A 22,823-nucleotide genomic window follows, 5' to 3' on the forward strand; every position below is an offset into this window, starting at 1 on the left:
TCGGGGCATGCATATTCTGGGGCTTACAGGTGGTATGGGCATGGGCAAAAGCACCGTGGCCGCCATGCTGAAAAAAGCGGGTCTGCCTGTTTTTGATTCGGATGCGACAGTGCGCCACTTGCAGGCCGATCATGGCCCGGCGTTGCCTGCCATAGCCCGTCTGGTGCCATCTGCGGTGCAGAACGGGCGGTTGGATCGCGCCGTGCTGCGGCGTGCGGTGACGCGCAATCCGGGATTGCTGAAGCAGCTTGAGCGCGTGATTCACCCCATGGTATGGGCAGCGCGTAACAGCTTTCTGGCGCATAACCGGCGTATAGGCACGCCATGGGTGGTGCTGGATGTGCCCCTGCTGTTTGAGACAGGCGGCCAGAAAATGTGTGATCATGTTCTGGTGGTCTCTGCTCCTGCCCGGGTGCAGGCGGCGCGTGTGGCGCGGCGGCGTGGGGTGCCTATGGCCGAAGCCCGAAAGCTGATTGCACGCCAGATGCCGGACGCCAGAAAACGGCGGCTGGCTGACACAGTGATAGAAACAGGCGTGGCGCTGCCGGAAACCCGGCGGCAGGTACGCTCCTTACTCAGGGCTTTGAAGCAATGAAACGTTCCATCCTGTTTGATACGGAAACTACAGGCCTTGATCCGGCCACCGGGGACAGGGTGATTGAAATTGCAGCTGTAGAACTGGTGGGAGACCTGCCTACCGGCAAAAATTTTCGCGTGCTGATAGACCCCGAGCGTGACGTGCCGGAAGAAGCCTCTCGCGTGCATGGGTTCACGGCGGCGGATCTGGAGGGCCAGCCCAAATTTGCCGAAATTGCGGATGAGTTTCTGGCCTTTATTGGTGATGATCCGCTGATTGCCCACAACGCACGTTTTGACTTTGGCTTTCTGAATGCGGAACTGAAGCGCGCAGGCTACAAGCCGCTGGACATGGCGCGGATGGTGGATACGCTGGACATGGCGCGGGAACGTTTTCCTGGCATGCCCAATAGTCTGGATGCGTTGTGCCGTCGCTTTGGTGGGGATCTGTCAGCCCGAACTACCCATAACGCGCTGTTGGACTGCAAGCTTCTGGCCGAAGTCTATCTGGAACTGATGGGAGGCCGCCAGCATGGTTTGGGGCTGGTGGAGGATGGGGAGCAGGCCCCTACCATTATCTATCAGGGGCCGGCTCAGCGTCGTGTGGTGCGTGTTACACCCACGGCAGAGGAGCTGGCGACCCATGCAGCATTTGTCGCCAAGATCAAAGAACCCGTGTGGAACACGTAACGGTTTCCTGCATCAGTTTTTAAAAAACTGTGGCCATTTGTTGAGGTCGCCATGTTTCTTCTTTCTGGAAAACATGGCACAACGGACAGATGCTGCCTCTGGACCCCCGGAATTTTTGCGGCCCGTCTGTTTGAAGTAAGGAGCCTCTTGATGCGCTCTGCATCTGTTCGCGTTGTTGCTGCCTTGGCCCTGTGCGGCTCGTGGTCCCTTACCGCGTGTGCCCAGTCTCCGCTGGGACCTGTAACCGGCGAGGTTTCTTTCCACACCCGCTCCGCTGATCTGGGCCTTGGTTATACGTGGGGCAACGGGGTGCTGACCTACGGTGGCCGCACCTACCCTTTCTCCGTCAAGGGAGCATCCGCCGCAGCCGTTGGGTATTCCTCGGGTGACAGTGTCGGCAAGGTGTACAACCTTCAGCGGATTGAAGATTTTCAGGGCACCTTCTGGGCGCTTTCCGGTGAGGCCACGGTGGGCCGTGGTGTGAGCGGCGTTTTGATGGAAAATGATAACGGCGTGCGCATCCGGCTGGATTATACCCGTAGCGGTGCCCGTTTTGCCGCGTCTCCTTCCCGTTTGACCGTCCGTTTGCTCAAGTCTGCCAAGACCTTAACGGACGCAACGCATTCTGCTCCGGCGGCACATTAGTAATAGCCAGAAAACTCTTTTCGGCTGATCTTTCCGGCAGCCCTTCAACGCCCGGCCACCATACGGTGTCCGGGCTTTTTTGTGCAAATTTAGGGAGTGGATGAGCCGCTTCTTGGTGTTCCTAATGGGGCAGCAAGGGCCGGTTCAAACGGCGTGAGGCTACCATCACCCGGGTGCGCGGGAATATGGAGCAGCGCCATGACAAGGAAATAGACATTCACGTTGTCAAAGGCGGGCAGAACCTCATGCGGCTTGAAGTCCGGCCCGTTGGCAACAAAAAGGGCGTTCATATCAGGCAGGGTAGGATCATACCCGTGTTCACCATGAATGACGCCTTTTGACGGATCAGGCGCGGTATTCAGGATAACCCACCCTTGCTGCGCAAGGCAGATATAGGCCGGAACACGGGGATTGGTGCCGTAATGGAAACGGGCAGGAATGGCCTCTTTCTTCCAGCATTCCATATGGTCATGCGGGCGCAGAAGGGCTTTTTCCAGCTTTGCCTGCTTGCCGGGAACTGCATCAACCCCTGCATAGGCACCGCCCGTCACCCAGCGATAGGTTGAGGCGGGAGCCACCTTGTCCATTTCAATAAACTGGTCCTTGCCCACGCTGGCCATGCCATGGTCTGCCACAACAATAATGTCGGCTGGAATATGGCGTTTGTGTAGCCCTTCAACCAGACGGCCAATGCCTGCATCCACATCCTGAAGGGCGGCGTTGACCTCAGGAGAGTCCGGCCCGAAATGGTGGCCAGCCGTATCAACCACATTAAAATACAAGGTCGAAAAGCGGGGGCGCTTTTCCGCCGGGGCATCATACCAGGCCAGCAGCTTATCCACGCGGTCTGTGTCTGACATTTTATAGTCAAACGGCAGCCATTCGTCCGGCCGGGTATCATGGACGGCGCTTTCCGAGCCGGGCCAGAACAGGGTGCCGACATTCAGGCCATGCTTTTTGGCCGTTACCCAGATTGGGTCAGCCTCACTCCACCAGAAGGAGTCGGTGCTGCGCATGGTAAATTTCTGGCCAGGATGGTCGGGGTCATAAAAGGTGTTACCCACAATTCCGTGGTGATCCGGCCGCAGCCCTGTAACGAGCGTATAATGATTAGGGAACGTGATGGATGGAAAAGACGGATGCATGGCTTCTGTGCTCACGCCATTCTGCGCCAGAGCCTGAATATGCGGGGTTAGCCCGCGTGACAGATACTCGGTGCGGAACCCATCCAGCGAGACCAGAATAACAGCCGGAGGCCCCTGCCATGCGGTGGAAGGAGGAGAGGTGGCGCAGCCGCTGGTCAGCGCCAGCAGGGCCGCACTTATCAGGCTTGGGATAAGTTTTTTCATGGCCGTGAGTGTAACCGTGCTCTCACGTCAGGCGTGAGACATATTACGCTTTGGGTACGACATTTTTATGACACTGCCAGCGAAACAAGCAGATTATGAGGGAAAAGTAGGGCGAGGTGCAGCAGTTCTCAGGGCTCAGCGGACGGGTGGGGCTTCTGTCAGAAGGCGCACAGTTTTGGCCAGGACGGTGTGTTCATCAAACAGCGCGAGGGCACGGGTGCGCGCCGCACTGCCCATTTGTGCCCGAAGTGCGGCATTCTGGCTGAGGGTGCGGAGCGCCCCAGCCAGCAAGGCTGGGTTAGCAGGCGGCACAAGAAGACCTGTTACGTTGGGGATCACCTGTTCGCGCGGACCGCGGATATCCGTGCTGACTACCGGCAAGCCTGTGAGCATGGCTTCGATAATCGACATCGGCAGTCCCTCAAAGTGGCTCGGTAACGTGAAAATATCCGCAGCGGCCAGTAGGGCAGGAATATCTTCACGGTAGCCAAGGCATTTCAGACGGGAGCCAAGGGTAGTCCGGGCCTGCTCAAAACACGTATCCAGCACGCTGCCATGGTCTGATGGCAGGCGGTCTCCCACCACCCAGAGTTCGGCCTGCGGGACGGAGCGCATGGCGTCCAGCAGTTCCGGATATCCTTTGTGGCGTACCAGCCGTGAGACAACAATAATAACGGGAGTATGCTCGGAGGCGCCGATTTCCTGCCGAATGCGGCTGCGTGCAGCCTCATCTGGCCGGAAGCGGGTGCTGTCCCGCCCATTGCCAACGGCAACAGGATGCGGATGAATACGGAGCCGACGCGCATCTTCTGCTTCTTCCTGAGAAACGGTCAGGAAAATATCCGTTACATGCCCGCAGAGTTTTTCCAGTACCAATGCCAGAATACGGCGTGCGTGTGAGCCGGGCTGATTGAACAGAAACCCGTGGCACGTATAGGCAATGCGCGGCACCCGGCACAGCTTGGCTGCCAGCCGTGCCAGAACCCCGCTAATGGGCATGTGGGCATGCACCAGATCAGGTTTTTCACGGTGTATAAGCTGGAGAAGCGCCCAGAAAGCCCGTGCCTGAGCAACGGGAGAAAAAGACCGCGCAAAAGGAAGGGCTTCCACCCGAAACCCTTCTGCGCGCGGTTGGGCCAGAAGCGGCCCTTCCGCACAGACTCCTACAACCTCGTGTCCATCTTCCCGTAACGTGCGCATCAGCGGCAGCAGGAAGTGGGTGAGCGAAAAATCGACGTTCGTGATTTCCAGAATTTTCACGATGGAGGCGACTTATTCACTCACCAGAGACAGCGCCCAGCGGATGGGGGGGCACAGCGGTGGTTGCAGGGCAGGCTGTTGCGTAAGGGCAGAGGGAGCGGAAACGGGTTCCGCGCCGGAGGCCCGTGCGGCTTCGGCTTTTCTGGCCTGCCGGGCTGCTGCCGCTTCTGCTGCGGGAGTGCGGTTCTGCTCCGCAAACAGGCTTTCCGCCATGGTGACTGTGGTCCGCTGAGGGGTGTAATGCAGGTGGGCAACCCCGGCCAGCAGAGACGGCACACTGTCTGCCGGTGGCGGATCACGCATGATGGGAGCGTATTCATCCTCTTCATCCGGCGGCTGAGAAGCGTCAGCAGAAGAGGCTTCCTGTTCGGGAGCGAGCGAGTCTGTTTCCTCTAACTGTGTCGCGGTTTCCGGTGGATGGGATATTTCTTCCGGCTGGGTAGCCGGTGCATCAGGCACGGACGGGAGCGCGCTGTTGTGTGGCTGCTCTGTTTCCTGAAAGAGGGGCGCTTCATCAGAGACGGCGGAAGCTGTTGACAGATCTGCTTCGGTATCCTCGCCGTTTTCTGGGGAAGGTGTTGTGTGCTCCTCTGGGGCCGGTGGGTCTTCTGGCTCAGGGGGCAGCGTGGGGAACAGAACAATCTGGAGCGTTGCCACCCGTTCCGGGCCACCCAGATACACGCTCTCTTCTACGCTTGCGTGAGCATCTGACTGGAAGAGCCAGCTTTCTTCATGCGTATAAAGCAGAAAACCATTTTCTACCTGCTCAACCATAACTTCGGGGTGCAGATGGAACCTGACACAGAAATCCGCCCGTGTGCCGCCGTGCAGCGTTTCCTCACCTCGGAGGGTCTGGCCATCCTTGCCCAGATAAAGCTGGCGGGAATAGAGGCCACCGCCTTGTGGCTGATAGCCATCATGCGTCATTTGCAGCCAGTGCGCGCCATCCTGCGTCACATGGGTGCGGGTGATTTTTGGCTGTTTGATAACGGCCCCCGTGGTGTCAACCACCATGGGGGAGATATCTGCAAATTCCAGCACGGAATGCGCAGCCGCCTGCCGCAACGCCTGAGCCCATCCGCGTTGGGTGCTGGCACCACAATTAACAATCAGGCGTTGCCTGCCAGACGAGAATTCAAACGACAACATGCCCGCGTGGGCGGTTTTGTCATGCCCCGGCGCGGCAGGGGCGCCTGCATCCACAAGCAGCAGAGCACGCCCACTGGCCAACCGCAGGAAGCCAGTCTCCGGCAGGCTTGCGGCCAGAACGCGGCTGCGGGAGGCCCGGTTGAGCACATGCTCTACCAGCAGGGGGTTTTGTTCCGCACTGCCGTTAAACAGCATCAGCCCGCCATCCCCATGGCGCATCGCGCGCAGGGCGGGCGCAGCGCGGTTTGCCGCTTCCATCAGGGTTGTCGGGAGGGGCAGGCGTGCCAGTTGAAGGATGCTGAGCATTTCAGCCAGTTCACGCACAGCCTGAAACTGGTCTTCCGGGCAGCGGGTTACAGGGCCACCATCCGGCAGAAACTGCTCGCTGATAGCGTTATCAATCAACCGGAGATAGCGGGAGAGAAATTCCGGCTGATCTGGAATGGCGACAGCAACCGCAAGCAGGCCTTTCAGGGCGGTCAGCGCCTGCCAGCCTTGTACCTCTTCGGGCATGAGAGCCATGATGGAGCGGGCTTCCATCATGAGAGCTGCCATCAGGGATTTCCGAAATCCGTCATCAGCGGCGGCGGCAAAAAACTCGTAATAGGACAGCCACGCGGCCAGACGTGCGCCGGTAATGGATGGGTCGGAAATGGGGCGGTCAGCCGCAGGCATGGCAATCCATGTTGCCACCAGACTGCGTGCTTTGATGCGGGCGGATTCTGCCCCCAGTTCTCGCAGATCCCGCAGCCAGACAAAGCTTTGCAACCATCTGCGGTAGGCATCCGGCCATGCAGGATTATCCCACTGCCGATGTTGCAGGTTGCGGAGCTCGCCTTGAAAAAGCGTCTGGTTACGCACCAGTTTTTCGCCCACAATTGCATCACCGGGCCATGGGTCCCGCAAGGTCTGGGCCGGGCCTTCCGGCACACGGCCAAAGCCGCCCAAGGGATTACGCATGGCGTAGGCAAGGCGGGCGGTTCGGGTCCAGCGGCGCAGGGGCATCAGATGGTGGGTGCTCCGGGGCTAGAGGTGATCTGACTGCGGGGGTTCAGACTAAACGCCCCACAAGACGAAAAAGAAGGTTCAGGATACGGTAATTTCTGGCCGTAATGCGGCAATGGCGGCGCTGTAATCCGGTTGGGCGTAAATGGCGCTGCCTGCAATCAGCACATCTGCCCCTGCCGCAATGGCCTGAGGCGCTGTGTGAGAATCGATCCCGCCATCCACTGCCAGCCGGATATCCCGCCCACTTTCCGCAATCATCTGGCGGAGGCGACGGATTTTGGGTAACTGGCTGGACAGGAATTTCTGGCCACCAAAGCCGGGGTTTACGGTCATGACCAGAATAACGTCCACCATATCCAGAATTTCGCTTATCGCTTCCGGCGGCGTGGCAGGGCAGAGTACAATGCCCGGCTTGGCACCCAACGCACGGATCTGCTGGAGGGAGCGGTGTGCGTGCGGCCCGGCTTCAATATGGATGAGAATATGATCGGCCCCGGCCTTGGCAAAGGCTTCCAGATACGGGTCCGCCGGTTCAATCATCAGGTGCACGTCAAAGGGCAAAGCGGTGCGGGGGCGCAGCGCTTTGACAATTTGCGGGCCGAAGGAAATGTTGGGCACAAAATGCCCGTCCATCACATCCAGATGGATCCAGTCCGCTCCGGCTTTGATAACGGCGTCAACTTCTTCACCCAGGCGGGCGAAGTCAGCGGCAAGGATACTGGGGGCAATGAGCGGGCGCGGTAAGGAAGTCATAAGACTGGTTATCCGCAATCCCGCCGTGCCGCGCAACTCCGTTGAGTGGGGTTTTCACGTCTTTTCTGCGTTGTGATGGTATCACGCTTTGGGCAACGTAAACCGGGCCGCAAAAAAGCCATCCATTCCGCCTTTGTCAGCCCACAGGCCGGGATGCGTGCGCAGCCAGCCTTCCGGTGTCAGCGCTTCGGTCAGAAAAGGCAGTTCTTCTGGCGTGAAGGGTGAAGGTTCCAGCCCCATGGCCGCTGCCGCACGGGCGCGAGCGGGCCCTTCTTCCTCCTGCAGCGAGCATACGGCATAGATCAGCCGACCACCCGGTTTGAGCATGGCTTTTGCTGCCGCCAGAAGACGATCCTGCCCGGCCGTTAGGGCAGTAAGGTCGCGCGGGCGTTTGACCCACAGCACATCCGGGTGGCGGCGTGCCGTGCCTGTGGCGGAGCAGGGGGCATCCAGCAGAATGGCGTCAAACAGGGCGTCCGGTTTCCATGTGGCGGCATCGGCCTGCACAATCTCTACGGGGTAGGACAGGCGCGTCAGATTTTCACGCAGGCGGGTCATGCGGTTGGCGTTCTGTTCAACCGCAGTCACGCTGGCGCCTGTTGCAGCAAGCTGGGCGGTTTTGCCGCCCGGTGCGGCGCATAGATCGGCCACGCTTTCACCCGGCTGGGCGTTCAGTAGGCGGGCAGGGAGCGTTGCAGCGGCATCCTGCACCCAGAATGCCCCTTCCTCATACCCCGGCAGTTCCGTCACGCGCGTTCCGGCGGGGAACCGCACAGATCCGTTGGGCAGAACTTCTCCGCCTTCAGGCACAGGTGCGCCGGGGCGTAGCGTGATATCCAGCGGCGCTTCCTGACTGATGCCACGGGCAATGGCGCGCGGCACACCTTTGCCAAGGGTGCTCCATGAACTCCACAGCCATGCGGGAATATCCAGCCGTGCCTGATCAAGCCCCTCAAGCAGGGCCGGGCCCTGATCAGCCACCTTGCGCAATACGGCGTTAGCCAAGCCTGCAAAGGGAGCCAGCTTGCGGCGGCGCAACAGAGAGACGGTGGTGCCTACTGCGGCATGGGGCGGTGTTTCAAGAAACAGCAGTTGGGCGCAGCCCATCATCAGCGCCACGCGGACAGGTTCCGGCGGTTCCTTACGCAGAAATGGCTCCAGTACCATACGCAATGTGCCCATATGGCGCAGCGTGGCGGCAGCCAGACGATGTGCCGCAGCCCGGTCACGTGGTGGCGCATCATGCTCCGCGGCTGAGCGTGAGAGGCTGTTTTCCAGCATGCGGCGGTGTTCCACCACGCCGCACAGGATATCAAAGGCCACATCCCGCGTCGGATCAGCAGGCTGAGGGGCGTTTCCCGGGCGGGAAGCGCCGCGCTGTCTGGGTTTGCGGGGGCGGGATTCTGCTGTCATCAACTCACTATCAGGTCTGGCTATCGGGTCTGGCAAAAACGTAAAAGGAAGCGCGCTGAGGCTCAGGCCACCAGCAGCACGCTCTGGGCTTGGCAGGAAGGCGCGCCTTTGTCCAGAAAGCGGCGCAGGGCAAGCGGATAAAGCCGGTGTTCTTCGTGCAGAACACGAGCCGCCAGATCATCCGGCGTATCGCCGGGGAGCACAGGAACGGCGGCCTGCCCCAGAATGGGCCCTTCATCCATGCCTTCCGTTACCAGATGCACGGTGCACCCATGAATGCGCACTCCGGCTTCCAAAGCCCGTTCATGCGTGTGCAGGCCGGGGAAGGAGGGGAGCAGGCTAGGGTGAATGTTCAGCATCCTGCCTGCCCATGCGGTGGTCAGAAACGGTGTTAGCAGGCGCATGTAACCGGCAAGGCACACGGCTTGCGCGCCAGATTCTTCAAGGCAGGCATGAATGGCCTGCTCATGGGCTGCGCGGTCTTTCCCGAAGGGACGGTGATCTATGGCTTTGGCAGGAAGGCCAGCCTTACGCGCCATGTCCAGCCCCGGAGCCTGCGGGTTGTTGCTGAGAACAAGACAGATGCGGGCTGGAAAATCTGGTGCTTCACAGGCGTGGATCAGGGCGGTGGCATTGCTGCCCCGGCCGCTTAAAAGCAGGGCGACCGGTGTTTTTTCAACACTCATGCTGCGTGAAAATCCGGACAGGCCTTCATGCGCAGGCCAGCTTTGGCTGTGCTCTCTGCTGCTTTGGCAATATGGCCGATCAGCGTTGCGGTTTCACCCATGTCTTTCAGGCTGGCCAGAACCTCATCAGGTTTGGGGGTTACCAGCACCATGCCAACGCCGCAGTTGAAGACGCGCAACATTTCATCATTAGCAACATTGCCGGTGCGGGCCAGCCAGTTGAACACGGGCGGAACCGGCCATGTGGCATCAATCACGGCATCAAGCCCGTCTGGCAGGATGCGGGGCAGGTTGCCGGGCAGCCCGCCACCAGTAATGTGGGCGGCTGCATGCAGCAGGCCCGCACGATGCAGGGCCAGAACCGGCTGTACATAAAGGCGTGTGGGCACCAGCAGGGCTTCACCCAAATTATGGCCCGGTGCAAAGGCGGCGGGGTCTGTCCATGCCAGATGGGCATCGGCCACAATGCGCCGCACCAGAGAAAAACCGTTGGAATGCACGCCGGAGGATGGCAGGGCGATCAGCGCATCCCCTTCGGCAATGGCGCCGGGCAGCAGGGCGTTCCGTTCAGCCGCCCCAACCGAGAACCCGGCCAGATCATAATGCCCGTCTGCATACATGCCCGGCATTTCGGCGGTTTCACCACCCACCAGCGCGCAGCCTGACTGCTCACATCCCTGCGCGATGCCACGCACAACCTTGGCTGCGTTTTCTACAGACAGACGCCCCGTGGCGAAGTAGTCCAGAAAGAAAAGCGGCTCGGCACCCTGCACAATCAGGTCATTTACGCACATGGCCACCAGATCAATGCCCACGGTCTCATGCAGGCCGGTATCAATGGCCAGGGTCAGTTTGGTGCCTACGCCATCAGTGCAGGAAACAAGAACGGGGTCCTTGAACCCGGCGGCTTTCAGATCAAACAGCGCACCAAAACCGCCCAGTCCCCCCATGGTGCCGGGGCGGTCTGTTGCCTTGGCAGCCGGGCGGATGGCATCAATCAAAGCTTCGCCTGCTTCAATATCCACGCCAGAGTCACGGTATGTCAGGGGAGAAGGCGGGGTGTTGGCAGAATTGGACGTCATGCGGGCGCTCTTGGTCTGAATAAGGGGTCGATGCAACAGGCAGGGTAGGGTAGCTTCCCTGCGGACAGTCTTTACGGCAGGTGAAGCGACACGCAAAGCGGCATGAAACGGATTGTAGGAACAAAAGCGGCGTCAGACGCCCCCAACGGCCCGGAAAGGGAGGCGGATGCCCCCGTGCAGCCCGGTGTGGGGGCCGAAGATATGGCAGGCGTGCCACCAGCGCAGTCTTCCGCACCGGGTGCGGAAAGCAGGCGGGAGCGTGCGCGCGCTGAGCAGATTGCCCTGCCGTTTGCCTATCGCCCCCGATTCGGTAGGTCCGATTTTGTTGCGGCCCGTTCCAATGCGGCTGCGCGGGCGTGGGTGCTGGATGCTGAAGCCCTGTGGCGCTGGCCGGAGGGACGGATGGCGCTGTGGGGAGCAAGCGGCACCGGCAAGACCCATCTGTTATCCGTTTGGGCGGCACGGCATGGTGCGCCGGTTATTGAAGGCAGCCGCCTGAACGAGCGGGATGTGGCTGATCTGTTCAGCGAGGGCGGATTTCGGGCGCTGGCGCTGGATAATGCGGACCACGTGCGGGATGAGCATGATCTGCTGCATCTGATTAATCTTGTGCGGGAGCAACGCATGGCGTTGCTGTTGGCCGCACGTTTGCCCCCCGCCCGCTGGGCAACCAGGTTGCCTGACCTTGCCAGCCGTGTGCGGGCAACGGCTTCCGTGCCGATCGGGCAGGCGGAAGAAGAATTGCTGCATCGCCTGTTTCTGCGCCTGCTGGCGGAGCGGCAGATTGTGGTGGCGCAACCTGTTACGGAATGGCTACTGCGGCGCTTGCCCCGCAACGCCCGCGCTATCAGGGATATGGCCGCGCTTCTGGACCAGGCAGCGTTGGCCTCGGGTGGTAAAGTGACCCGCGCACTGGCCGGTTCCGTGCTGGAAACCCTGCTGCAACAGGAAACAGACCGGGACTGAACGCCTGGTCTGGCAGCATGTGGGGCATTTGATGCGCCACGAAACAGTGCCTGCAAACGGCATGACAGGCTTGCTCTGAGGGAGCAACTGGGCCAAAGTCGGCCTACCGAATGTTACATCGTAACATTATTGCAGAAAGAGTAATTGAAACATGGCAAAAATTTTGAGGCACATGTTTGTGCCCATGGCGCTGCTGGCCTGTGCGCCCCTCAGCATGCCCTACGCCCATGCTGATGAAGGCATGTGGACCATGGACAACCTGCCCGTAAAGCAGATGCAGGATCGGTATCACTTCACGCCATCAAAGGAGTGGATTGACCGCGTGACCAAAGCTTCCGCACGATTGGCGCTGGGCTGTTCGGCTTCTTTTGTTTCAGCAGATGGGCTGGTGATGACCAACCATCACTGCGCGAATGAATGTTTGCAGCAACTATCTGACAAGACCCACAACTATTTTCAGGACGGCTACAGCGCCAAAAATCCGGCGGCTGAACAGCGCTGCCCGGCGATGGAGCTCAACCAGCTTGATTCCATCACGGATGTGACGGACCGCATGCAGGCAGCCCTCAAGGGTAAGGAAGGCGAGGCCTATACCAAGGCGCGTCAGGCAGAAGAAAGCGCCATTGAGAAAGAGTGCGCCGGTGCGGACGCCAAGACGTGGCGGTGCGATGTGATCAGCCTGTATCATGGTGGGCGCACAGCGCTGTATCGCTATCGGCGGTATCAGGATGTGCGCATGGTCATGGCGCCAGATCAGAACACGGCCTTCTTTGGTGGGGACCCGGATAACTTCAACTTCCCGCGCTATGACCTCGATATGGCGTTCCTGCGGGTTTATGAAAACGGCAAGCCCGCCAAGGTTGCGGCCTATCTGCCGTTTGATACCGAAGGCCCCAAGGATGGGGAACTTGTGTTCACATCCGGCAACCCCGGTTCCACCGAGCGCGAAGTGCCACTGGCAGATCTGGAATTTTCCAGAAACGTGACAGTGCCTTTTGTTATTGACAATTACTCCGCACTGGATGGCGCTTTGTGGCAATACAGCCGCGAAAGTGTTGCGCACCATCAGGAAGCGCAGGAACGTATTTTCGGGATTGAAAACAGCCTGAAAGTGTATCGTGGCCGCGTGCCGGTGCTGGCCGACCCCAAACTGCTGGACGTCAAAGCCAAAAGCGAAGCCAGTTTGCGTGACTGGATCAACGCGGATGAGGGGCGCAAGAAAACCTATGGGGACCCATGGGCCAAAAACGCACAGGCTCTGGCCGTCAAACAGCAGATTTTCAAGCCGTATATTATGCTGGAGGGCTCCTTCGGCCTTCAGGGAGATCTGTTCTCCTACGCCAAGCTGCTGGTGCGTGGCGCATATGAACGCCAGAAGCCCGATGCCGAGCGCCTGACCGCGTTCCATGATGGCCGTCTGCCTGCGCTGGAAGCAGAACTGGGGTCCATTGCTCCGGTCTATCCTGACCTTGAAAAAACGGAGCTTGCATTCTCGCTCACCAAACTGCGGCAGGTGCTGGGCGCGGATGATGAAAGCGTCAAACAGGTGCTGGGCAAGGCGGCTCCGGATGATCTGGCGGTCTCTCTGGTCAATGGCAGCAAGCTGGCAGACCCCAAAGTACGTCTGGCGCTTTGGAAAGGAGGCGCAAAAGCCATTGAAGCCTCTCAGGACCCCATGATCGTGCTGGCGCGCAAGATCGAGCCGCAGGCCCGTGCGCTGCGCAAGCGCATGGATGACGAGGTGGCAGCGCCATCCCGTCAGGCAACGGAAGCCATGGCCAAAGCCCGTTTTGCACGTGATGGTGTTTCTTCTTACCCGGATGCCACCTTTACGCAGCGTCTGTCCTTTGGGCAGGTCAAGGGCTGGGATGAAAATGGCAAACAGGTGGCACCATTCACCACCTTCGCGGGCCTGTATGACCGTGCCACCGGGTCTGATCCGTTCAAGCTGAGCAAGCCGTGGCTGGACGCCAAGGGACGGGTGAACCTGAACACACCGTTCGATTTTGTCTCCACCAACGATATTATTGGCGGGAACTCAGGCTCTCCGGTGATTGATGCGCAGGGTCATGCCGTTGGCTTGATCTTTGATGGCAACATTCACTCGCTGGGCGGGGATTTCTATTATGATGAAAGCACCAACCGCGCCGTGGCCGTGGATAGCGCCGCCATTCTGGAATCTCTGAAGTCTGTTTATAAAAATCAGGCGCTGGCTGATGAACTGGTCAAAGGGCATCTGTAAGGCATTACGCGCTTTGGTGTGATACCGGGGATGACTGGCAGGCTCGCAGGGGAAACTCTGCGAGCCTGTTTTTTTGAAAACCGGAAGGTGACATAAAACAGTAACATCTCCGGTGCTTTTCCTGTCCAAACGCCTTGCAGTATGCTTTCCTCGGACAAAAGAAATGGGCTGATGCAGAGTTCTGTAACAGCAACAAGACGCGATAGCAGTAAGGAGACCGGTTCGTGACGGCACAGGGGAAGCAGGGAACAAAATCCACCGGTGCCACGCGGCCCGCCCGCAGGCGGCGTACTACAAAAAGCACACCGCGGGCTGTGCGTGCACCGCGCAAGAAAGCATCTACCCCGCCCATTACTCTGGAAACGCCGCAACGCTTTATCAACCGGGAGCTTTCCTGGCTGGATTTCAATGAGCGTGTGGTGGAAGAAGCGGATAACGCCCGCAATCCCTTGCTGGAACGCCTGCGGTTCCTGTCTATCAGCGCCAGCAATCTGGATGAATTCTATTCCGTGCGCGTGGCCGGTCTGGTCGGTCAGGTGCGTGAAGGGCTTGTTGCACTTTCCCCGGACGGCCTGACACCCGTTGAGCAGCTTGAAGCTGTGCGGGAACGCTGTGCCGCCCTGCTGCGAGAACAGCAGCGTATCTGGACAGAACTGCGTGGCCTGCTGAATGAAGCCGGCGTCGTGCTGTGTGAGCCGGATGATTTGTCCGCCGCAGACCGTTCATGGCTTGAAACCTGCTTTATGGACCGTGTTTTCCCGGTTCTGACTCCTCTGGCTGTGGACCCCGCGCACCCGTTACCCTTTATTCCCAATATGGGGCTGGCACTGGGCCTGCGTCTGCTTTCAGCAGAAAATGGTGCGTTCGCCATGAACGCTCTTATTCTGCTGCCCGCCCAGATTGAACGCTTCATCCGTCTGCCAACGGACCCTACCGAAGCTCCGGGCAATCGTGTTGTGCGGTTTATCCGCCTGGAAGACCTGATCACCCTGAGCATGGACAAGCTGTTCCCCGGTCTGGTGGTGGGAGAGAGCGGTATGCTGCGCGTGGTGCGTGATACGGACGTTGAGTTTGAAGATGAGGCCGAAGACCTTGTCCGCTCATATGAAAGTGCGCTCAAGCGGCGCCGTCGCGGCGTGGTCATTCATCTGGACATGGAAAAACGGGTGCCAGCAGAACTGGCGGAGGCCATAGCTTCTGGCCTTGACCTGCCATCCGAGGAAATAGCCGTCCATTCCGGCATGATCGGCGTGGTGGATCTGAAGCAGATGATTGTGGATGATCGCCCCGATCTGCTGTTTACCCCCTACACACCGCGCTTTCCTGAACGAATCCTTGATTTTAACGGCGATTGCTTTGCCGCCATCCGCGCCAAGGATCTGCTGGTGCATCATCCGTTCGAGAGCTTTGACGTGGTGGTGCAGTTTCTGCGTCAAGCAGCACTTGATCCGAACGTGATTGCCATCAAGCAGACCTTGTATCGGACCTCGCGCGACTCTCCCATTGTCAAAGCGCTGATCGAGGCCGCCGAGGCCGGAAAATCTGTTACGGCCATGGTGGAACTGCGGGCGCGCTTTGATGAGGAAGCCAATATCCGGCTGGCCCGTGCGCTGGAAGCCGCCGGAGTGCAGGTTGTGTTCGGGTTTGCGGACCTGAAAACCCATGCCAAGCTCAGTCTTGTTGTGCGCAGGGAAGGCGGACAGGTTCGGTCTTACGCGCATTTTGGCACAGGCAATTATCATCCCATTACCGCCAAAATTTATACTGATCTGTCGTTCTTTACCTGCAAGCCGGAACTGGCACGGGATTCAGCACGCCTGTTCAACTATGTCACCGGCTATGCTCTGCCTGCGGAAATGGAAGCAATTTCCTTTTCCCCCATCACTATCCGCCGTACGTTGGTGGAGCTGATTGAGGAAGAAATTGCCCATGTCAAAGCGGGCAGGCCCGGCACCATCTGGCTGAAAATGAATTCGCTGGTGGACCCTGTGCTGATTGATCACCTTTACCGGGCTTCTTGCGCCGGGGTGAAAATTGTCGGGGTTATCCGTGGTATCTGCTGCCTGCGGCCGGGCGTGCCCGGCCTTTCAGAAAACATTCGTATCAAATCCATTGTCGGGCGTTTTCTGGAGCATTCCCGTATTTTCGCCTTTGGTAACGGCCACCGCCTGCCATCGCGTTACGCCAAGGTCTATCTGTCCTCAGCCGACTGGATGACACGTAACATGGATTGGCGTGTGGAAAGCATGGTGCCGATCACCAATGCCACGGTGCATGCACAGGTGCTGGGGCAGATCATGGTTTCCAACCTCAAAGACAATCTTCAGTCCTGGATTCTGGAACAGAATGGGGTATGGCGCAGGCTGACACCTGGTGCGCGCCCGTTCTCCGCGCATGAATGGTTCATGACGCATCCTTCCCTTTCGGGCCGGGGGTCTGCGGCGCATGAAGCACCCATCCGTACACCGGCGTCTCTACCGTCTTCCAAGGATCTGATGTTTGATGAATGATCAAGCTGACACAGCCAGCGTGACCGGGGTTTTCCCGGCGCGCGTTGCAGAGTAATAACGCCAGTATGCAAACTGATACGCCGCGCCGTTCGGCCGTTGTCGATCTTGGGTCCAATTCGGTGCGCCTCGTTGTGTTCGAGGGCGTTTCCCGTAATCCTGTTCCTATTTTCAATGAAAAAGCGGTACTGCGCCTGGGGCGTGGTCTTACCGCCACCGGCCGCCTGAATGAGGAAGGCGTGAGCATGGCCATGGAGGTGCTCAACCGCTTCCATGCCATTGCTCGTGCCATGAATGCGGACCCGTTTGAAATTCTGGCAACAGCCGCCGTGCGGGATGCGGCCAACGGCCCTGACTTTGTGGCGGCCCTGCGCGCCAACATGCCCGATGTGCCAATCCGCATTTTATCGGGTGAGGAAGAGGCCGATCATTCCGCCATTGGTGTGATGTGCGGTATCCCCGGTGCCAGCGGTCTGGTGGCTGACGTCGGTGGTGGGTCGCTTGAACTCATCCGTATCACTAGCGATGGGCGGCATGATGCCAATACCCTGCCGCTTGGTGTCATCCGGTTGAGTGATCGTTCCAAGGGCGATCTCAACACCGCAAAGGCGTTGGCGGATGCGGATATCGGGGCCGTTAACTGGCTGCCAAAGGTCAAGGGTGGCACTTTGTATCTGGTAGGCGGGGCGTTTCGTGCTCTGGCGCGGTTGCATATTGCCCGCATGAATTATCCGCTGAACATTGTCCATTATTACACTCTGGCGCAGGAAGAAGCGCGGGAGATGACGGGCTGGCTGCTGCATGCGCCCCGCCGCAGTCTGGAACGTTTGCCGGGCGCGCCCAAAAAGCGGCTGGATGATATTCCTTTTGCTGCCACAGTGCTGCGTCGCTTGCTGCGTAAGGTTCAGCCTGACCGGGTTGTATTCTGCGTGGATGGCCTGCGTGAAGGCTGGTACATGCTGAACGTGGCACCGGATTGCCTGCCGCAGGACCCCCTGGCCGTTGTGGCACAGGATATGTGCGCCCGATTGGGCCGGAGCGCCAAACTGCCTGATGTGCTGATGCGGTGGACAAACGCTCTGTTTGTAGAAGAAAACCAGCGACAGACCCATTTGCGCCGCATTGTGTGCTGGCTGTCTGATGTGGGAAGCCATGACCATCCGGAATATCGGTCCGAACAAACCTACTGGCGCATTCTTCGCCTGCAGGGTGTGGGCTTTGATCATGAAGCCCGCGCATGGCTTTCTCTGGCGTTGGCTATCCGGTATGCGGCTGATCTGAACGCTGAATTTCTTTCCACGTCCCGCGCGTTGCTGGATGAAAAACAGTGGAAGAAAGCTGTCATTCTTGGGTTGGCGCTGCGGCTGGCCTATTCTGTTTCCGGTGGAACGGCAGCCCTGCTTGAAGGCACAGCCCTGACATGGGAGCGCAAGGAACTGGTTCTGCGCCTTGGTGCGTCCTGTGTTGCCGTGCGCGGGGAGAGTGTGGGGCGGGGCCTGAGCCGTCTGGGGCAGGCGCTGGATGCGCCCACCCGTCTGGAAACCGAACCAGACGACGCGTGAAGCAACTGCTGTTGTGGGGCATTCGAACATGGCCCGAACGCCCCTGAGGCCTTTGTGAGGCTCTGGTTGTCTGTAAGAACGTCACTTTGCCTTTTCAGGATGTAGAGCGCCGAGCGGGTGCGGTGCCAGCTTCCTGCTTTGCAAAATGGTTCACGCTATTGGGCTGGGAAGTAGAAAGCGCAGACAAGCAATGCGTGAAACGGGACAGCCACCGCTTTAGGGTGGACAAGTCTGTCAGTTCTGGGCACCCTGCACACCTTGCGCCTGCTCCGGCATCTGTCTGATTTTCAGGCAGGAATTGGGTCAACACCCTGCGGGAAAAGGGGATCAGTGGCCAGTAAGTCAGTGGAAAATGTCACGTGTCTTCTGATGAGATAGTCGATCCGACCCTCCAGCACGATGTTTCCGTGCGCCGTGTACTGCTGCATCTGGTCCTGCCTTTGTTGGCGCTTGTTCTGGGTATTGTGGCCGTTATTGTGATTGGTGTGCATTCCTACCGCACCACGCGCGCCGGGGTAGAATCCCTCACACACGAACTGCTGGGCGCCGTACAGCATTACATTGCCCAGGAAGTTTCTGATTACATCATGCCCGCGTCTGCCGGGAACGTTATTGCCAGTGGCATGATAGAGCATGTGCCGCCAGCGGTGCAGGATAAGGTTTTCTACTCCTACGGCGGAGCCATGTTGCGCAGTGTGCCGCAGCTTCAGTCCTTCTATCTGGCAGATGATGCCGGTCGTTTTGTTCTGATCACCCGCCATGGCAAGGATGGGAAGGAGCAGGAGCGTACCACTCTGCAGGTAAAGGGTGGCAGAAAGGTTTTTCACCACGACTATTATACAATTGAGGGTGTAAAGACGGGTGAGGCCGATGATGATGCCAAGGATTATGATCCCCGCACACGCCCATGGTATCAGAACACGGCAGGCAGTAACGAGATAAAGTGGACGCAGCCTTATCTCTTCCCCACAGATAAGCAGTTTGTCATGACCAGCTCCCTGCGCTTTAAGGGGCAGGATGGTCATACGCTGGTGTTTGCCACCAATATTTCCTTGAACGAGCTCAGTACGTTTCTTGACCACATCAAGGTGGGTAAAAGCGGCAACGCCATTGTTCTGGACAGTAAAGGCCGTGTCATGGCCGGGCGGAACCTGATGCAGCTTGCCGAGGCCGCAGGGTGGGACCCCAACAAGATGGTGCTGGACCCCAAAACGCATCCGGTATTTGCGCGCGGATATGACCATTATCGGGTGCGCGGATTTGGACCACGCAGCTTTAGCCTGAACAAGAAGCGTTACGTCACCATTGCCGCACCGCTTCCCGGCTCATCCGAAGGCTGGATTCTGTTACTGTCCGCCCCCGAAAGCGATTTTGCCAGCTTTGCCAAGCAGAGCAGCCAGCAGAGCCTTCAGTTTGCAGCTGTCATTATTGCATTCTCTCTGGTGCTGGCCGGGCTGCTTATCCGTCAGGTGCGTCGGTCTGAACGTAATGCGCGGCTGCTGGCACGCCAAAATGCCCAGATCACGCATGAAACGGGAGCCGTGCAGCAGGTGGCGGCCACCCCCCGACTGTTTGACCCGACCAATGATTCTCTCGTGCTCACGGAGCAGCTTGCCCATGTCACCAATGCACACCGGGCCAGTATCTGGCGGTTCCTGCATGATGGCTCGGCGATGGTCTGTAATGATTCCTATGATCAGAGGCAGGATGCTCATTCCGGCGGTTTTGAAATGTCGCGTTCTGAACTGGATGCGTTCTTCAAGGCAGTGGAAGAAGGTGAGGCCTTTATCGTGCCAGACGCCGCAGTGGATGAGCGTACCTCTCAGTTTGAACGGCTGGTGATGCGTGAGGCCGGTACGCACATGCTCGCGGTTTATCCCATCCATGGGGCAGGCAGCGTCATGGGGGCTGTGGTGCTGGAAGATGCAAATATGGCCCCGCATCTGGTCTATTTTGTTGATCTTGTAACCGCCATTGCAGGCATGCGCCTTGCGGCTGCACAGCAAAATGCGCCTGATGCAGAGCATGGCACACAGAGCAATGCGGATCACGCCGCGCTCGCGGTGCAGCAGGCGGCTGATCTGCCCGCCACTCAGTTTGACAACATGCTCATGCGTGCGCCGGAAGTTGCGGCAGTTACAGCGTCTGGTATTTATCCGGCTGTGGCGGTTCTGGTCATCACCTTTTCTGATCCGGTTGTGGATGGAGAGGCTGAAACAGAAGCGCTGCTCAAGCTGACTAACCAGCTTGCGTCTGATGTGCAGCGTATTGCGCAGGAAAGAAAGCTGTTTGCGGTGGAAGTGGCCGGGCATCGCCTGATCTGCATGGCGGGCTGCGCGGCAGAGGAAGATCCCACAGCCATCATTCGCATGGCGGATGCGGCGTTGACCATGCGTGAAACCCTGATGGCGGCCCTTGCCGCGGCTGATCTTGAACCTGTGTTTACCATGGGGCTGGATTACGGAGCAGCCTTTGGCGGCCCCGTTGGGGCAGACCCGCAGGTGTTCAACCTGTGGGGGCAAACCGTTTCTCTGGCCGAACTGATGGCGCAGGGTGCGGCGGATGCCGGCACCATTCAGGTTACGGAACGGGTGTATGCCGTGCTGCGTGACCGCTATCTGTTCCGTAGCCGAGGGGCATTCTTTGCGCCGCACCTTGGCTTGGGGCAGGCCTATGTTCTCGCGGCACGCCGATGAGCGAGGATAACCTTACTCCACGGGAGGGCGGGGGAGACCGTGACCCCATTCTGGAAGCGGATGCCCTTCCGCATCGTGGCCGCAAACCGTTTGTGCTGCATGAATGGCTGAGGGAAAAACTGGCCTTGATAGGCCGTATGACCCGTCATCAGGCCCGATTTTTCCTCATCATGCTGGGGGCGTCCTGGGGCGTTATTTATGAAAGTTTTCGCTCTCATTCCTGGCGCAGAACCGTGCGCTATGAATTTGGCGTCACCCTTAACAGCGTTGTAGGTGGCGGCCTTATTGCCACCCTGTTTTCCGGTACGCTCACGGGTGTGGCCGCGGTTTCTCAAACCATTTACTGGCTGGGTCTTGCTGGCCTTGCCAAAATGACCGGCTCCATTCTGATCAACGTGGTGATCCGGGAAATCGCGCCCATTCTTGTGGGTATTCTGCTGCTGGGGCGGAATGGCATGCTGTCCGTAACAGAGCTGGGGCTGCTGACCACCGGCGGGCAGGTCCGCTCCATGCAGGCACAGGGGCTTGATCCGTTCCTGCTGCTGGTTATGCCCCGTACCCTGGCCTTCACCCTGGGCGGGTTTACACTAGGCATACTGTTCTCTTTCGCAGCATTGCTGACAGGCTACGTTATCAGCCGGATTTCCGGGGTGATAACCAATCCGGTCTGGACCTTCTTTTATGATGTGGTGGTGGCCATGTCCCCGGCGGATTACCTGATCATTCCGCTCAAGTTCATTACGGTAGGATTTGTGGTGGGGCTGGGCGGCTGTCTGACAGGTCTGACCGCCACCAACGAGGATAACCTGCGCACTCTTCTGCCGCGCGGCTTTTCCCGTGGATTGCTGATTGTCATGGCTGTCAGCGTTCTGTTCAGTCTGGACCTGTAGGCATGGATATACGGACCGTTGGCCCCCTGCTGGAATTGAACAAGGCGGTGCCCTCCTTTGAGGAAAGCGGCCTGCCTCCCGTGCCGTTCAGTATGCGTGTCATGCCGGGGGAGTGCGTGGTGGTTGAGGCGCGTGATCCTGAAAACGCAACCCAGTTTGCAGATATGTGTTCCGGCCTGGTACCGCTTGATGAAGGCTCCGTAAAATTTATGGGGCTGGACTGGACAGAACTGCATGACAGGGAAGTGAATGCCCTGCGTGGGCGGATTGGCCGCATAACCCACAGGGCAAGCTGGCCCACGTTTTTAGGCACACATCTGGCTATTACGTTGCAGCAGTTGCATCATACCAACCGCCCCATGGATGAGGTGGTGGCAGAGGCTGCGCGCCTGAGCGAGCAGTTTGGGCTGCCGGGGTTGCCTGTTTTGCGGCCCGGTCTGTTATCCTCGGCAGATCTCCTGCGGGCGGGGTGTGTCAGGGCTTTTATGGGACGCCCCCGTTTGCTGCTTCTGGAAGACCCGCTGGAAGCAAGTCCCGTTGAACTTGAACGCGCGTTTCTGAGCGCGTTGACAGATGCGCGGGACAAGGGGGCAGGTGTTATCTGGCTGGTGCGCAATAATGCCATATGGCAGGGCTACCAGCAGGGTGTAACCAGTATGTGGCGTCTTGCCGATGACGGGCTTGTAGCAGTACGGACGGGGTAATGTTCCAGATCCGCTTACGACAGAAAATAAAACCGCTGATCTCTCTCCGTTATGCGGATGAGTGGGTGGGCTTCCTCGTGCTTCTCAGCGTGGTGCTGTTTGCCGGTGCCGTGGTGGAGGCCGGGGTGTTGCGAGACTGGCTGACACCTCCTGCCACGCTGCGAGTGACCTTGCCTGCCGGTGGGGTGGGGGGGCTGACAGTTGGGGGCGATGTGCAGCTTCTGGGTGCGCATGCTGGCACCATCCGTTCCGTCAAACTGAATCCCTCGGGCGATATGTACGCCATTGTTGATCTGGACCCACAGGCCAAACCGTTCATTCGGAGGGATAGCACGGCTGTTATCCGCAAACAGTTTATTGTGACAGGGGCCGCCTATCTGGAACTGAACAAAGGCCATGGCGACCCGATGGACTGGAGCTACGCGGTTATCAGCGCCACGCCAGCACCAAACCCCGCAGACATGATCACTGCCACCCTGAACGATATTCAGGCCCAGATCATGCCCGCTATTGCCAGTGCCCGGCATATGATGGTGCAGCTTGATGCCACCATTACGGATATGCATGCAGGCAAAGGTACCGTTGGGCAGTTGATGACCAATGATGAACTGATCCGTCAGGCGCAGGCGGCTGCCGTCTCGCTCA

The 22,823-nt window shown here is 58.9% G+C and carries 18 protein-coding genes; 11 read left to right on the forward strand and 7 right to left on the reverse strand.

Translation table 11 applies throughout. The features are described from left to right. Positions 1 to 7: 7 nt before the first annotated feature. The 3 genes from coaE (at position 8) to AD944_RS14780 (ending at position 1,911) form a co-directional block, all read left to right on the forward strand. The gene (gene coaE, locus AD944_RS14770) at positions 8 to 595 is read left to right on the forward strand and encodes a dephospho-CoA kinase (protein WP_045542339.1); all 588 of its coding nucleotides are present in this window, start codon (positions 8 to 10) and stop codon (positions 593 to 595) included. Continuing rightward, positions 592 to 1,266: a DNA polymerase III subunit epsilon gene (gene dnaQ, locus AD944_RS14775; RefSeq protein WP_045542338.1), complete on the forward strand. Its 675-nt coding sequence runs from the start codon at positions 592 to 594 to the stop codon at positions 1,264 to 1,266. The genes coaE and dnaQ overlap by 4 nt, the downstream gene beginning before the upstream one ends. Positions 1,267 to 1,416: 150 nt before the next feature. Next, positions 1,417 to 1,911: a hypothetical protein gene (locus AD944_RS14780; protein WP_045542350.1), complete on the forward strand. Its 495-nt coding sequence runs from the start codon at positions 1,417 to 1,419 to the stop codon at positions 1,909 to 1,911. A gap of 89 nt (positions 1,912 to 2,000) precedes the next feature. On the opposite strand, the gene AD944_RS14785 is transcribed toward AD944_RS14780, so the two are convergent. The 7 genes from AD944_RS14785 to purM all read right to left on the reverse strand — a co-directional run bounded on the left by AD944_RS14785 (position 2,001) and on the right by purM (position 10,611). Further along, positions 2,001 to 3,260: an alkaline phosphatase family protein gene (locus AD944_RS14785; RefSeq protein ID WP_145912826.1), complete on the reverse strand. Its 1,260-nt coding sequence runs from the start codon at positions 3,258 to 3,260 to the stop codon at positions 2,001 to 2,003. A 135-nt stretch (positions 3,261 to 3,395) separates the two neighbouring features. After that, entirely contained in the window at positions 3,396 to 4,520 is a 1,125-nt protein-coding gene (locus AD944_RS14790) for a glycosyltransferase family 4 protein (protein WP_045542337.1), read from the reverse strand. Positions 4,521 to 4,532: 12 nt separating this feature from the next. Continuing rightward, positions 4,533 to 6,674, reverse strand: coding sequence for a heparinase II/III domain-containing protein (locus AD944_RS14795; RefSeq protein WP_045542336.1), 2,142 nt, complete (start codon positions 6,672 to 6,674; stop codon positions 4,533 to 4,535). A gap of 81 nt (positions 6,675 to 6,755) precedes the next feature. Further along, entirely contained in the window at positions 6,756 to 7,430 is a 675-nt protein-coding gene (gene rpe, locus AD944_RS14800) for a ribulose-phosphate 3-epimerase (protein WP_045542335.1), read from the reverse strand. An 81-nt stretch (positions 7,431 to 7,511) separates the two neighbouring features. Continuing rightward, complete coding sequence (locus AD944_RS14805; RefSeq protein WP_006557242.1) at positions 7,512 to 8,843, reverse strand: RsmB/NOP family class I SAM-dependent RNA methyltransferase; 1,332 nt, start codon at positions 8,841 to 8,843, stop codon at positions 7,512 to 7,514. A gap of 62 nt (positions 8,844 to 8,905) precedes the next feature. Continuing rightward, positions 8,906 to 9,529, reverse strand: a complete 624-nt coding sequence (gene purN / locus AD944_RS14810; RefSeq protein WP_035377585.1) for a phosphoribosylglycinamide formyltransferase — start codon at positions 9,527 to 9,529, stop codon at positions 8,906 to 8,908. Beyond that, positions 9,526 to 10,611, reverse strand: coding sequence for a phosphoribosylformylglycinamidine cyclo-ligase (gene purM, locus AD944_RS14815; RefSeq protein ID WP_035377587.1), 1,086 nt, complete (start codon positions 10,609 to 10,611; stop codon positions 9,526 to 9,528). Before purM ends, purN begins: the two co-directional genes overlap by 4 nt. Before the next feature lie 201 nt (positions 10,612 to 10,812). Between purM and AD944_RS14820 the strand changes: the two genes are divergently transcribed. From AD944_RS14820 to AD944_RS14855, 8 genes are all read left to right on the forward strand, one after another. Then, positions 10,813 to 11,577: a P-loop NTPase family protein gene (locus tag AD944_RS14820; RefSeq protein WP_045542348.1), complete on the forward strand. Its 765-nt coding sequence runs from the start codon at positions 10,813 to 10,815 to the stop codon at positions 11,575 to 11,577. Positions 11,578 to 11,728: 151 nt separating this feature from the next. After that, positions 11,729 to 13,819 carry a S46 family peptidase gene (locus tag AD944_RS14825; protein WP_045542334.1) on the forward strand — a complete coding sequence of 697 codons (2,091 nt, stop codon included), beginning with the start codon at positions 11,729 to 11,731 and terminating at the stop codon, positions 13,817 to 13,819. 224 nt (positions 13,820 to 14,043) lie between these two features. Then, a complete protein-coding gene (locus AD944_RS14830; RefSeq protein ID WP_045542333.1) occupies positions 14,044 to 16,329 on the forward strand; it encodes an RNA degradosome polyphosphate kinase in 2,286 nt (761 codons plus the stop codon). Positions 16,330 to 16,394: 65 nt separating this feature from the next. Continuing rightward, entirely contained in the window at positions 16,395 to 17,888 is a 1,494-nt protein-coding gene (locus tag AD944_RS14835) for a Ppx/GppA family phosphatase (RefSeq protein ID WP_045542332.1), read from the forward strand. A gap of 359 nt (positions 17,889 to 18,247) precedes the next feature. Next, the gene (locus AD944_RS14840; RefSeq protein ID WP_045542331.1) at positions 18,248 to 20,584 is read left to right on the forward strand and encodes an adenylate/guanylate cyclase domain-containing protein; all 2,337 of its coding nucleotides are present in this window, start codon (positions 18,248 to 18,250) and stop codon (positions 20,582 to 20,584) included. Then, positions 20,581 to 21,474 (forward strand): MlaE family ABC transporter permease, encoded by an 894-nt coding sequence (locus AD944_RS14845; RefSeq protein ID WP_045542330.1) that lies wholly within the window; start codon positions 20,581 to 20,583, stop codon positions 21,472 to 21,474. The genes AD944_RS14840 and AD944_RS14845 overlap by 4 nt, the downstream gene beginning before the upstream one ends. Positions 21,475 to 21,476: 2 nt before the next feature. After that, a complete protein-coding gene (locus AD944_RS14850; protein ID WP_035377599.1) occupies positions 21,477 to 22,178 on the forward strand; it encodes a P-loop NTPase family protein in 702 nt (233 codons plus the stop codon). After that, a partial coding sequence (locus AD944_RS14855) for an MlaD family protein (RefSeq protein ID WP_061474880.1) occupies positions 22,178 to 22,823 on the forward strand: 646 nt, incomplete at its 3' end. The genes AD944_RS14850 and AD944_RS14855, both read left to right, overlap by 1 nt.

This window comes from Acetobacter tropicalis, assembly GCF_001580915.1.
Taxonomy (GTDB): Bacteria; Pseudomonadota; Alphaproteobacteria; order Acetobacterales; family Acetobacteraceae; genus Acetobacter; species Acetobacter tropicalis.

Bases quoted from the DNA above. Each gene is read 5' to 3' on its own strand.
- coaE (WP_045542339.1), top strand. From the start codon at position 8: ATGCATATTCTGGGGCTTACAGGTGGTATGGGCATGGGCAAAAGCACC.
- dnaQ (WP_045542338.1), top strand. From the start codon at position 592: ATGAAACGTTCCATCCTGTTTGATACGGAAACTACAGGCCTTGATCCG.
- AD944_RS14780 (WP_045542350.1), top strand. From the start codon at position 1,417: ATGCGCTCTGCATCTGTTCGCGTTGTTGCTGCCTTGGCCCTGTGCGGC.
- AD944_RS14785 (WP_145912826.1), bottom strand. From the start codon at position 3,260: ATGAAAAAACTTATCCCAAGCCTGATAAGTGCGGCCCTGCTGGCGCTG.
- AD944_RS14795 (WP_045542336.1), bottom strand. From the start codon at position 6,674: ATGCCCCTGCGCCGCTGGACCCGAACCGCCCGCCTTGCCTACGCCATG.
- rpe (WP_045542335.1), bottom strand. From the start codon at position 7,430: ATGACTTCCTTACCGCGCCCGCTCATTGCCCCCAGTATCCTTGCCGCT.
- AD944_RS14805 (WP_006557242.1), bottom strand. From the start codon at position 8,843: ATGACAGCAGAATCCCGCCCCCGCAAACCCAGACAGCGCGGCGCTTCC.
- purN (WP_035377585.1), bottom strand. From the start codon at position 9,529: ATGAGTGTTGAAAAAACACCGGTCGCCCTGCTTTTAAGCGGCCGGGGC.
- purM (WP_035377587.1), bottom strand. From the start codon at position 10,611: ATGACGTCCAATTCTGCCAACACCCCGCCTTCTCCCCTGACATACCGT.
- AD944_RS14820 (WP_045542348.1), top strand. From the start codon at position 10,813: ATGGCAGGCGTGCCACCAGCGCAGTCTTCCGCACCGGGTGCGGAAAGC.
- AD944_RS14825 (WP_045542334.1), top strand. From the start codon at position 11,729: ATGGCAAAAATTTTGAGGCACATGTTTGTGCCCATGGCGCTGCTGGCC.
- AD944_RS14835 (WP_045542332.1), top strand. From the start codon at position 16,395: ATGCAAACTGATACGCCGCGCCGTTCGGCCGTTGTCGATCTTGGGTCC.
- AD944_RS14845 (WP_045542330.1), top strand. From the start codon at position 20,581: ATGAGCGAGGATAACCTTACTCCACGGGAGGGCGGGGGAGACCGTGAC.
- AD944_RS14850 (WP_035377599.1), top strand. From the start codon at position 21,477: ATGGATATACGGACCGTTGGCCCCCTGCTGGAATTGAACAAGGCGGTG.